Here is an 11,658-nt window from a genome sequence, read left to right as displayed (position 1 = left end):
GGAATCGCCGCTTCCGACATCCCGGAGTGACCCAGATCACCATTAGCGTGACCGGCGTCAGCTCAACCACGGCCGTGCGCGGCCACTGACGGGATGTAGGTGATTGCAGCGATGCGGGTCGGAGTACTGACCGGCGGCGGCGACTGCCCCGGACTGAACGCGGTGATCAGGGCAATCGTCCGCAAGGGCACCCAGGAATACGGCTACGACTTCCTCGGCTTCCGGGACGGCTGGCGCGGGCCGCTGGAGAACGACACGGTACCGCTGGACATCCCGGCGGTGCGCGGCACCCTGCCCCGCGGCGGCACGATCCTCGGCTCCTCGCGGACCAACCCCTTCCAGGCCGAGGACGGCGTCCGCCGGATCAAGGAGACCCTCACCAAGCAGGAGGTCGAGGCGCTGATCGCGATCGGCGGCGAGGACACCCTGGGGGTGGCGACCCGGCTGTCGGGCGAGTTCGGCGTCCCGTGCGTCGGCGTCCCGAAGACCATCGACAACGACCTCTCGGCCACGGACTACACCTTCGGCTTCGACACCGCCGTGGGCGTCGCCACCGAGGCCATCGACCGGCTGCACACCACCGCCGAATCGCATATGCGGGTGCTGGTCGTCGAGGTCATGGGCCGGCACGCCGGCTGGATCGCGCTGCACTCCGGCCTCGCCGGCGGCGCCAACGTCATCCTCATCCCCGAGCAGCGCTTCGACGTCGAGCAGGTCTGCGGGTGGATCCAGTCCCGCTTCAAGGTGCGCTACGCCCCGATCGTGGTGGTCGCCGAGGGCGCGATGCCCAAGGACGGCCAGATGGTGCTCAAGGACGACTCCAAGGACTCCTTCGGCCACGTCCGGCTCTCCGGCGTGGGGGAGTGGCTGGCCAAGGAGATCGAGTCGCGCACCGGCAAGGAGGCCCGCACCACGGTCCTCGGCCACACCCAGCGCGGCGGTACGCCCAGCGCCTTCGACCGCTGGCTGGCCACCCGCTTCGGGCTGCACGCCATCGAGGCGGTGCACGACGGTGACTTCGGCACGATGGTCGCGCTGCGCGGCACCGACATCGTCCGGGTGCCGATCTCCGAGGCGACCGCCAAGCTGAAGACCGTCGACCCGGCGCTCTATGCCGAGGCCGGGGTGTTCTTCGGCTGACCAGGGGCGCCGCCCCGCCGGGGCGCACCGCCGGGCGAGGGGCCGTATATTCGCCATACACGACATATCCGGCCCATTGCTCCTGGTGAGCACATCCCGGCGGGAGGGAACGTGGAGATCATCGCCTTCGGCGTGCAGACGGACGAGCGGCCGTGCCTGGAGCGGGCCTTCGCCGGCCGCCACCAGGTCCGCACCCTGGACGTGGTCCTCAACCGCGACACCGCCCCGATCGCCCACGGCTACGAGATCGTCAGCTCCGACGTCAACGCCGACCTGGGCGCGGACGTCCTGCAGACCCTCGCGGCCGGCGGGACGAAGATGGTCGCCCAGCGCTCCACGGGCTTCAACAACATCGATCTGGAGGCCGCGGCCGATCTCGGGATGAGCATCGGCCGGGTCTCCCACTACTCCCCCTACGCGGTGGCGGAATTCGCCTGGGCACTCGCGCTGGCCGTCAACCGCAAGATCGTGCGGGCCGCCCAGCGCACCCGCAACTTCGACTTCCGGCTGGACGGCCTGATGGGCCGCGACCTGCGCGGCCGCACCGCCGGTGTGCTCGGCACCGGCCGGATCGGCGAGGCGTTCACCCGGATCGCCCACGGCTTCGGCATGAACCTGCTGGGCTGGGACCTCGCCGAGAACCCCCGCTGCGCCGCGCTGGGCATGAAGTACGTCCCCCGCGAGCGGCTGTTCGCCGAGGCCGACCTGGTCACCCTGCACCTCCCGCTGACGGACGCCACCCGGCACCTCGTCGACGCCGCCGCGCTGGCCGCCATGAAGGACGACGCCATCCTGGTCAACACCAGTCGCGGCGGCCTGGTCGACACCGCGGCACTGGTCCGCACCCTCAAGGCCCGCCGGCTCACCGGCGTCGCGCTGGACGTCTACGAGGAGGAGTCCGGGCTCTTCTACCACGACCGGTCCCTGGACGTCATCGACGACGACACCCTCGCCCGCCTGATGACCTTCGCGAACGTGCTGGTCACCTCGCACCAGGCGTACTTCACCGAGGATGCGGTGGGCCAGATCACCGAGGCCACCGTGGCCAACGTCGAGGACTACCTCGCCCACCGCACCAACGAGAACATGCTGGTCACACGAGGACAGCTGCCAGCAACTGCGCGGTGACCGCGGCCCCGTCCAGGGTCAGCACCGACTCCGGGTGGAACTGCACCCCCGCGAAACCCGGACCGCGCAGCGCATGCACCTCACCGGAGCCCGCGTCCCGGCTCAACTCCACGCGGTGCATGGCGAGTTCGGTCTCCGTACGGTCGTCGCAGCGGGCCGTGAAGGTGTTGTAGAAGCCGACCGTCTCGGGGCGGCCGAAGAAGTCGATCCGCTCCTGCGCCCCCTGGAAGGGCACCTCCTTGCGGACGATCTCCAACCCCAGCTCCGCGGCGAGCAGTTCGTGGCCCAGGCAGACCCCCAACAGGCCGTGTTGGTGCCGGGCGAGCAGGTCCGCGGTCAGCGACCGCAGGAAACGCATCTTGGGGTCGGCCGGGTCGGACGGGTCGCCCGGCCCCGGGCCCAGCACGACCGGCCCCTGGTGCGCCAGGGCGGCCGCGCGCAGCCCCGGCTCGTCGAAGCGGCGCACCGTCACCGTCAGCCCGGAGGTCCGCAGCAGATGCGCCAGCATCGCCGTGAAGGTGTCCTCCGCGTCGATCACCAGCGCATGCCCGCTCAGCTCGGCGGTCGGCGCGGTGGTCCGCATCCGCAGCCAGAACGGCGCCAGGTCCGCCCGGCGGGCGTCCAGGGCGGCGCGCACCCGCGGATCGTCGGCCAGCCGCGGCGGCCGCCCGCCGTCCGCCGGGCGCGCCGGTGCCTCCCGTACGCCCAGCGCGGTCAGCACGCCCGCCGCCTTGGCGTGGGTTTCGGCGACCTCGCCGTGCGGGTCGGAGGCGCGTACCAGCGTGGCACCGACCGGCACCCGCAGCCGGCCTTCGGCGGTGATGTCCGCGGTACGGATCAGGATCGGCGAGTCCAGCGTCTGCGCACCGCCCGCGTCCCGGCCGATCAGCGCCAGCGCGCCCGCGTAGTAGCCGCGGCCCCGCCCGTCCGGGTCGACCGGCTCGTGCCGCTCGATGACCCGGCAGGCGTTCTGCACCGGCGACCCGGTGACCGTCGCCGCGAACATCGTCTCCTTCAGCACCTCGCGCACATCGAGGGTGGACCGGCCGCGCAACTCGTACTCGGTGTGCGCGAGATGGGCCATCTCCTTGAGCCGGGGCCCGATCACCACCCCGCCCCGGTCGCCGACCGTGCACATCATCTTGAGCTCCTCGTCCACCACCATGGACAGCTCCTCGACCTCCTTGCGGTCGCCGAGGAACGCCAGCAGGCTCTCCGGGGTGGGGCCGCCGGCCGGGTAGCGGTAGGTGCCGCTGATCGGATTCATCACGACCGTGCCGCCGGTCATCCGGACGTGCACCTCCGGACTGGCGCCGACCAGCGTGCGCACACCGGGGCGGTGTACGACATACGTCCAGTACGCGCCGCGCTCACCGGCCAGCAGCCGCCGGAACAGCGCCAGTGCGTCGGCCGCCGAGAAGTCCGCGATCGAGCCCTCGAAGGTCCGGCGGATGACGAAGTTCGCGCCCTCGCCGGTGCCGATCTCCTCCCGCACCACCCGCTCGACGATCTCCGCGTACCGCTCGTCGGACACGTCGAACGCCCCGTCCGTCACCCGTACCTCGTGCGCCGGCAGCGCCGCCAGCACCTCCGCCAGCGGTAGCTCGTAGGTCTCGCGGGGGCGCAGCACGGCCAGCGGGGTGCCGTCGTCATGGGCCCGGAAGCCGCGCTCGCGGATCTGGCGGAACGGGATCAGCGCGAGCGCGTCGGTCACCGGCTCGCCGGGTGCCGTCTCACCCAGTGGGATGTCCGCCAGTCGCTCGACCTCGGTGACCTCGCCGATCAGCACCTCGACGGTGGGGGAACCCGCCTCCCGGCCGGGGGAGCGGCGGCGCAGCAGGGCGAACGGGGGGCCGGCGGGGTCGAGCAGCCGCCGGACGAGCGCGGCGGCATCGGGATGGACGTCGGGGCGTACGCGGTGCATGGCGGTTCCTTCCGGGTGGGCCGGAAAGGCCGGGCAGGAGGGGGACGACCGCCGGAAACGCCGAAGGCCGCCCTCGGGCGGCCTTCGCGGAGTGTGGGATGTGCGCGCGAATCAGTGGGCCGCCGGAGGAGCGGTCCACCACCAGTTCATGGTCGGCATCGGTCGCGTGCACATGCGGCGCACCCTACCGGACCGTCCGGGTGCTGTGCGTCTCACAGTCCGGATGCCGGACGGACACCCCCACCGGACCCCGTAATGTGGGGCATGTGACCGTGAACGCTGAAACCCACGCCGGTGGCAACACCTGGCGACACCTTCCCGCGGCGCAGCAGCCTGACTGGCCGGACCAAGAGGCTCTGCGCGATGTGATCGCGGAGCTCGAGTCCTATCCGCCGCTCGTCTTCGCGGGCGAGTGCGACCAGCTGCGTGAGCGCCTGGGAGCCGTCGCCCGTGGTGAGGCGTTCCTGCTTCAGGGCGGCGACTGCGCGGAGGCCTTCGACGCCGTCTCCGCCGAGCACATCCGCAACAAGCTCAAGACCCTCCTCCAGATGGGCGCCGTCCTGACCTACGCCGGTTCCGTGCCGGTGGTCAAGGTCGGCCGGATCGCCGGCCAGTACAGCAAGCCGCGCTCCAAGCCCACCGAGACCCGCGACGGCGTGACCCTGCCGACGTACCGCGGCGACTCCGTCAACGGCTTCGAGTTCACCGAGGCGGCCCGCATCCCGGACCCGCAGCGGCTGAAGCGGATGTACCACGCCTCCGCGGCGACCCTGAACCTCGTGCGCGCCTTCACCACCGGTGGCTACGCCGACCTGCGGCAGGTGCACGCCTGGAACCAGGACTTCGTGAAGTCCTCGCCCTCGGGGCAGCGCTACGAGGCGCTGGCCCGCGAGATCGACCGGGCGATGAACTTCATGAACGCCTGCGGGGTGGACCCGGAAGAGTTCCGGACCGTGGAGTTCTACTCCTCCCACGAGGCGCTGGTGCTCGACTACGAGTCGGCGCTGACCCGGGTGGACTCGCGCACCGGCAAGCTCTACGACGTCTCCGGGCACATGCTCTGGATCGGCGAGCGCACCCGGCAGCTGGACCACGCGCACATCGAGTTCGCCTCGCGGATCCGCAACCCGATCGGCGTCAAGCTGGGCCCGACGACCACCGCGGAGGACGCGCTCACCCTCATCGAGCGCCTCGACCCGGAGCGTGAGCCGGGCCGGCTGACCTTCATCACCCGCATGGGCGCGGACAAGATCCGCGACAAGCTCCCCGAGCTGGTCGACAAGGTCACCGCCTCCGGCGCGCAGGTCGCCTGGATCTGCGACCCGATGCACGGCAACACCTTCGAGGCGGCCTCCGGGCACAAGACCCGGCGCTTCGACGACGTGCTGGACGAGGTCAAGGGCTTCTTCGAGGTCCACAAGGGCCTCGGCACGCACCCGGGCGGCATCCACGTCGAGCTGACCGGTGACGACGTCACCGAGTGCGTGGGCGGCGGCGACGAGATCTTCGTCGACGACCTGCACCAGCGCTACGAGACCGCCTGCGACCCGCGGCTCAACCGCAGCCAGTCGCTGGACCTGGCCTTCCTGGTGGCGGAGATGTACCGCGATCAGTGATCGCCGGTGAACGTGGGTGGGGCGCGGATCTGTGATCCGCGCCCCATTGCGTCGTTCAGGGCCCGCCGGGCGTTGTGGAGCCAGGACGCGCCAGGTAAGGTAAGGGTAACCTCACTCAAGATCGGCTGGACCGGTCGATGAGGCCCTTCCGCCGACCAGTCGCCGGAACCGTCCGAAGCCGCCCCTCACGGAGGAGACACCGCGTGTACGTCTGCTCTTGCTTCGGGGTCACCGAGCGGCAGGTCCGCGAGCACGCGGCGGCGGGTGCCTGCACGCCCCGCCAGATCGCCTCCGCCTGCAAGGCCGGCACCGACTGCGGCAACTGCGTACGCCGCATCCAGGCACTGCTCGGCCGGGGCGCCTGCCCGCGCCGGGAGCTCATCGGGAACGGCGCCGACCCGCTGGCGGCCGGGCGGGCAGCGTCCGGGCTGTCGCCGGCGGACGGGCCGTCGCCGGCGGACGCGGAGGAGGACGCCGCGGGGCCCGCGGTGCTCCCGGAGGCCGCGTAGCCGTCAGCTCGGCTGCTCGATCACCTGGGCGAGGTAGAGCGCCTCCCCGAGCTTCTCCACCAGTTCCAGCTGGGTGTCGAGGTAGTCGATGTGGTGCTCCTCGTCCGCGAGGATGTCCTCGAAGATGTTCGCCGAGGTGATGTCGCCCTTGTTGCGCATCAGCTCGATACCGCGCTTGAGCCGGTCGATCGCCTCGACCTCGATCTGCCGGTCCGCCTGGAACATCTCGGTGACGGTCTGGCCGACCCGTACGTGGAACAGCCGCTGGTAATTCGGCAGCCCTTCGAGGAAGAGAATCCGGTCGGTCAGTACCTCCGCGTGCTTCATCTCGTCGAAGGATTCGGCGCGGGTGTACTTCGCGAGCTTGGTCCAGCCGAAGTTCTCCTGCATCTTGGCGTGCAGGAAGTACTGGTTGATGGCGGTCAGCTCGGCGGTCAGCTGCTCGTTGAGGAATTCGATGACCTCGGGGTCGCCCTGCATGGCTGCGGGCTCCTTCCACGCGAGAACTGGGCAGGTGCCGCGCATCCTCGCACCGCCCTCGGCGGACCGTCCAGTAAGTACACGCTTAGTACGAGTTGCCCGGATCTCTCCCTCCCTGGTCATCGGCACCCCGTCCGGTCTGACAACATGGAGGGCATGGGTCAGCCGGAAAGCCGCGAAGAGGAGCCTCCTCAGCTGCCTCCGGGGCAGCGGCTCCAGCGGGGCTGGCCGGTGACGCATTACGGCCCGGTCCCGAAGTTCCGCCCCGAACGCTGGGAGTTCCGCGCGTTCGGCGCCACCGCGGACGGCGCGAAACACTGCTGGTCGCACGAGGAATTCACGGCACTGCCGTACACCACGGTCGTTGCCGACATGCACTGCGTGACGAAATTCAGCATGCTGGGCGCCGAATGGGGCGGGGTGCTCACCAAAACCATTCTGGATCTCGCACCGCCCGCGCCCGATGTCACCCATGTGATGGTGTGGGCCGAATACGGCTTCAGCTCCAATCTCCGGCTGGCGGATTTCGCCGCCGAGGACTGCATCTTCGCCACGCACCGCTCGGGTGAACTGCTCACCGCCGAGCACGGATTCCCGGTCCGGCTGATCGTGCCGCACCTCTATGCCTGGAAGGGCCCCAAATGGGTCCGCGGCATCGAATACATGCGGGCCGACCGCCGCGGCTTCTGGGAGGAGCGCGGCTACCACAACCTGGGCGACCCCTGGCGGGAGCAGCGCTACTCCTACCAGGAAGAGCCCGGGGACGGCCCCGAGCTCTGATCCCGGCCGGGCCTCAGTGGTGGTACCGGTGCACCACCGCATGGCCCTTGCCGCGGCCGATCATCCACCGGTTGACCGGCGTGGTCGCCACGAACGCGAGCGCCAGTGAGGCCGCCAGCGCACCCCAGAAGAGCCCGTCCGACAGTTGGGCGTCCATGGCGCTCGGCCAGAGGGCGATCACCCCGTTGTCGATCAGCTCCATCACGGCGATGGAGAGCGTGTCCGCGGCCAGCGCGACCCGGAACGCCGTACCGAGGTCGACGCCTGCCTTCCGCACACCGCGCAGGGTGAGCGCATAGCCGAAGGCGAAGGCCAGCACGATCGCCAGGACCATCGTCGGGACGTTGTGCCAGGCCAGCGCGGTGCCGATCACCATGCCGAGGATCTCGCCGAGCGCACAGCCGGTCAGGCAGTGCAGGGTGGCCCGCGCGGCCATGGCCCAGCCGACCCCGCCCGAGCCGTGGCCATGCGCCTCGTGGTGGACGTGCCCGGCGTGCGTGCCGCGGTCCGTGACGTGGTCCGTGCCGCGTTCCGTCTCGTGCTGCATGAGAAGCCCCCAACGTCAGGTAACGGTTCCTGCGCTCAGGGGAACCGTATACCCCCCAGGGGTATTCCTCAATGGAGTTGTCCGTCGTGCCGTCAGCCGTCCCGGAGCTTCTTCAGCCGCTCGACGTCCCCCGCGTGCCCCTCCTTGCCGCCCGGCGTCTCGATGACCAACGGGACGCCCTCGGTCGCCGGGTGCGTCATCAGCGCCCGGAACGCGTCCTCGCCGATGTGGCCGGCGCCGATGTTCGCGTGCCGGTCCTTGTGGGCGCCCACCACGTCCTTGGAGTCATTGGCGTGGATCAGCTTCAGCCGCCCCTCGCCGACCGTGCCGACCAGCAGGTCGAGCGTCTGATGCATCCCGCTCGGCCCGGTCAGGTCGTGCCCCGCCGCGAAGATGTGGCAGGTGTCGAGGCAGACCCCCAGCTTCGGATGGGCGTCCAGCGCCTCGAAGTACGGCCCGAAGTCCCAGGTCCGGGAACACAGCGAGGCACCCTGACCCGCGGTCGACTCCAGGAGCAGATACGGGTCGTCGGGGTGCGTCAGCTCGTCGAGCAGCGGCAGCAACCGCGCCCTGACCTGCGCCAGCGCCTCCGCGCGCGGCCGCCCGCCGGTCGCCGAACCGGTGTGCACGACCACCCCGAGCGCCCCGATGCCCCGGCCCCTGCGCAGCGAATGGCGCAGCGAGTCCACCGACCGCTCGACCGTCTCCGCGGTGTGCGAACCGAAGTTGATCAGGTACGGCGCATGGACGTACGCCGGCAGGCCCTGCAGTGCGCAGGCCGCCCGGAACGCCTCGTCCTGCTCGGGGTTACCGGGCGGGGTCGCCCAGCCGCGCGGATTGGCCACGAAGACCTGTACGGCCTCGGCGCCCATCTCGCGGGCGTAGGTGATACCGGTCTTCGCCAGCCCGCCGGCCACCGGCACATGGCCGCCGACCGGATTACGGGCCCGGGCGGAGTGTCCGGCGTCCTGGGGGAAGGGGGTTTCGCTCACCCTCCAAGGGTGCCAGGCGCCGAACGGCCGACCGCCCCGAGGGGCGCCCCGCTACAGGGCGCCCTTCAGCTTGATCGTGATCGTGCTGCCCTTCGGCGCCTTCTCGCCCGGGTCGACGGACTGGGTGTCCACCTCGTCCTGCGGGAACAGGAACGGCTTCTTCACCTCGACCCGGAAGCCGAGCGCGGTCAGCTCCTGCTTGGCGTCCTCGACGTTCTTGCCGGTGACGTCGGGCACCGGGACCATCTCCGGGCCCTTGGAGAGCGTGAGGGTGACCGTGTCGCCCGTCCCGAGCGTCTCGCCCGCCTCCGGGGACTGCCGGGCCACCGTGCCCTTGTCCTGCGGCGAGTTCACCGGCTCGGCGGCGAACTTCACATGCAGCCCCTTGGCCTGCAGCGCGGCCTCGGCATCCGCCCGCGTGCTGCCGATCACACTGGGCACATCGACCTTGGCGCCCCGGCTGACGACCAGACCCACCGCCGTGTCGGGCCGCCGCTGGCTGCCCGCGGCCGGGTCCGTACGGATCACCGAGCCCCTGGCGACCTCGTCCTTGAACTCCCATGTCACCGTGCCCGGCACCAGCCCGCGGTCGCGCAGCTTCCGCTTGGCGTCCGCGATCGGGGTGCCGGACAGGTCCGGCACGGCGACGTGGTTCGGGCCGCGGGAGACGGTGAGCGTGACCGTTCCCGTACCGCGGATCCGCCCGCCGGTCGCCGGGTCGGTCTTCATCACGTGCCCGCGCTCCACGTTGGAGCTGAAGCCGCGCACGATCTTGGCGCCCAGCCCCGCGTCCCGCAGCGTCTTGACGGCCTTGGCCTGCGGCATGTCCAGCACCGCGGGGACGGTGGTGAACTGGCCGGAAGTGATGTACCAGACGCCCGTGCCGACGCCGAGGACCAGCAGCACCGCCGCGATGAGCGTGGCCAGCCGGCGCCGCTGCAGCAGCCCGCCGGCCGGGGCGGGCGCCGCGGCCGGCCGCAGCCGGGTCGTCCGCTCCTCCGGCACCGGCGGGACCTCCAGGCGGCTGGTGCGGTTCAGCGCCGCCTCGTCCGCACCCGGCAGCGGCGGCTGTACGCCACCGGGCCGGGGTATCACGTCCGTGGCCTCCGCGTCGGAGTCCGCCGGCACCTCCTTGGCGCCCGGCGGGACGGCGTCCAGCTCCTCGTCGGTCAGCGTCGCCCGCGCCGCCCGGGCCCGGGACAGCAGCGTCACCGCGTCCTGCGGCCGGGCCTGCGGATCGCGGGCGGTGGCCAGCGCGACCAGCTCGTCCAGCTGCCCGGCGAGCCCCGGCACCAGCTCGGACGGCGGCCGCACGTCCTCGTTCAGGTGCTGGTAGAGCACCTGCGCCACGGAGCCGCCGGTGTGCGGCTTGGTGCCGGTCAGCATCTCGTAGAGCACCACACCGCACGCGTAGACGTCGACCCGGGCGTCCGCGGTGCCGTGCTCCAGCTGCTCGGGCGCCAGATAGGAGACCGTGCCCAGTACCGAGCCCGTCGAGGCGGTGGTGTTCGTGTCCACCGCCCGCACCAGCCCGAAGTCGGCGACCTTGACCCGACCGTCGTCGCCGATGAGGACGTTCTCCGGTTTCATGTCCCGGTGCACCAGCCCGGCCCGGTGCGCGGCCCCCAGCGCGGCCAGGATCGGCTCCAGGATGTCCAGCGCGGCCCGCGGCTGCAGGGCGCCGCGCTCGCGCAGCACGTCGCGCAGGGTGCAGCCGGCGACGTACTCCATCGCCAGATAGACGTACGTACCGTCGGTGCCCTGGTCGAAGACGCCCACCACGTTCGGGTGCGACAGCCGCGCGACGGACTTCGCCTCCCGGATGAAGCGCTCGACGAACGCGCCGTCCTCGGCGAGGCCCGGGTGCATCACCTTCAGCGCGAGCACCCGGTCGAGGCGGGTGTCCACGGCCCGGTAGACCGTGGCCATCCCCCCTACGGCGATGCGCGCCTGGACGCGGTAGCGGCCGTCGAGCAGCTGACCCTCGAGGGGGTCTTGGAGCGTCGTATCCACGGCAGGCGAGTCTATTCGCCCCACGTACCCGTCTGCCCCGCCGCGGGGCTCGCTCGCCGTTCCGCTGCGCTTTGCGGCGCCCCGTACGTACCTGGCTTTCCCGCCGTGGGTCTTCTCGCCGTTGCGCTTTGCGGCGCCGCGTACGTCCCCGTCTGTCCCGCCGCGGGTCGTCTCGCCGTTGCGCCTGGCGGCGGGCGTGGTGTTTTCGGGTGCGGTGACAGCCCTACAGACTTCGTCCTCCGGTCTGTCCCCTCCCGTGGGTGGGGGGTGAGGGGCCGGTGGGGGCGGGCGTTGTCGTTCGGCCGTGCCGTTCGCATGGCGCGGTGCCGGGAATGCCTTCCCCGCCCGTCGAGTTGGGGCCCAGCAGGGGGCCTTCGCGCCCCTTACGGGTTCTGTTCGACGCTCCCCTACGGGATCCCAGGCTCCCTTGCATGCCTCAACGTCCACCCCCACCCACCGCATTTCCACCCACTCACGGGAGGGGACGGGCCGGAGGGGCCGGTTGTGTGGGCGTAAAGCGAAGCAGTCC

10 protein-coding genes are annotated in these 11,658 nt (G+C 71.3%); 5 read left to right on the top strand and 5 right to left on the bottom strand.

Features of this window, described 5'->3' with window-relative positions:
- Positions 1-111: 111 nt before the first annotated feature.
- Complete coding sequence (locus ACFV1J_RS35835; protein ID WP_385865393.1) at positions 112-1,140, top strand: 6-phosphofructokinase; 1,029 nt, start codon at positions 112-114, stop codon at positions 1,138-1,140.
- A 111-nt stretch (positions 1,141-1,251) separates the two neighbouring features.
- Entirely contained in the window at positions 1,252-2,268 is a 1,017-nt protein-coding gene (locus ACFV1J_RS35830; protein ID WP_385865391.1) for a 2-hydroxyacid dehydrogenase, read from the top strand.
- Here ACFV1J_RS35830 and ACFV1J_RS35825 read toward each other — a convergent pair.
- Positions 2,234-4,192: an anthranilate synthase family protein gene (locus ACFV1J_RS35825; RefSeq protein WP_385865389.1), complete on the bottom strand. Its 1,959-nt coding sequence runs from the start codon at positions 4,190-4,192 to the stop codon at positions 2,234-2,236. The two genes, ACFV1J_RS35830 and ACFV1J_RS35825, sit on opposite strands and share 35 nt — an antisense overlap.
- A gap of 266 nt (positions 4,193-4,458) precedes the next feature.
- Here ACFV1J_RS35825 and ACFV1J_RS35820 point away from each other — a divergent pair, with 266 nt between their 5' ends.
- Positions 4,459-5,808, top strand: coding sequence for a class II 3-deoxy-7-phosphoheptulonate synthase (locus ACFV1J_RS35820; RefSeq protein ID WP_030415481.1), 1,350 nt, complete (start codon positions 4,459-4,461; stop codon positions 5,806-5,808).
- A 203-nt stretch (positions 5,809-6,011) separates the two neighbouring features.
- Positions 6,012-6,317: a bacterioferritin-associated ferredoxin gene (locus ACFV1J_RS35815; RefSeq protein ID WP_385865386.1), complete on the top strand. Its 306-nt coding sequence runs from the start codon at positions 6,012-6,014 to the stop codon at positions 6,315-6,317.
- A 3-nt stretch (positions 6,318-6,320) separates the two neighbouring features.
- Here the strand turns inward: ACFV1J_RS35815 and bfr are convergent, their stop codons facing one another.
- Entirely contained in the window at positions 6,321-6,797 is a 477-nt protein-coding gene (bfr, locus tag ACFV1J_RS35810) for a bacterioferritin (RefSeq protein ID WP_360941830.1), read from the bottom strand.
- Positions 6,798-6,944: 147 nt separating this feature from the next.
- On the opposite strand from bfr, the gene ACFV1J_RS35805 reads away from it, so the two are divergent.
- On the top strand, positions 6,945-7,577 hold the full coding sequence (locus tag ACFV1J_RS35805; RefSeq protein ID WP_385865384.1) for a sulfite oxidase-like oxidoreductase: 633 nt from the start codon (positions 6,945-6,947) through the stop codon (positions 7,575-7,577).
- 13 nt (positions 7,578-7,590) lie between these two features.
- Here ACFV1J_RS35805 and ACFV1J_RS35800 read toward each other — a convergent pair whose 3' ends face one another.
- The 3 genes from ACFV1J_RS35800 to pknB all read right to left on the bottom strand — a co-directional run bounded on the left by ACFV1J_RS35800 (position 7,591) and on the right by pknB (position 11,129).
- The gene (locus ACFV1J_RS35800; protein WP_385865382.1) at positions 7,591-8,124 is read right to left on the bottom strand and encodes a DUF4396 domain-containing protein; all 534 of its coding nucleotides are present in this window, start codon (positions 8,122-8,124) and stop codon (positions 7,591-7,593) included.
- A 92-nt stretch (positions 8,125-8,216) separates the two neighbouring features.
- Positions 8,217-9,116 carry a deoxyribonuclease IV gene (locus tag ACFV1J_RS35795; RefSeq protein WP_385865380.1) on the bottom strand — a complete coding sequence of 300 codons (900 nt, stop codon included), beginning with the start codon at positions 9,114-9,116 and terminating at the stop codon, positions 8,217-8,219.
- A gap of 51 nt (positions 9,117-9,167) precedes the next feature.
- Complete coding sequence (gene pknB / locus ACFV1J_RS35790; RefSeq protein ID WP_385865378.1) at positions 9,168-11,129, bottom strand: Stk1 family PASTA domain-containing Ser/Thr kinase; 1,962 nt, start codon at positions 11,127-11,129, stop codon at positions 9,168-9,170.
- Positions 11,130-11,658: the final 529 nt, after the last annotated feature.

It is taken from the genome of Streptomyces sp. NPDC059649 (genome assembly GCF_042734445.1).
Lineage (GTDB): Bacteria > Actinomycetota > Actinomycetes > Streptomycetales > Streptomycetaceae > Streptomyces.
This window is presented reverse-complemented; position numbering and strand designations above follow the sequence as displayed.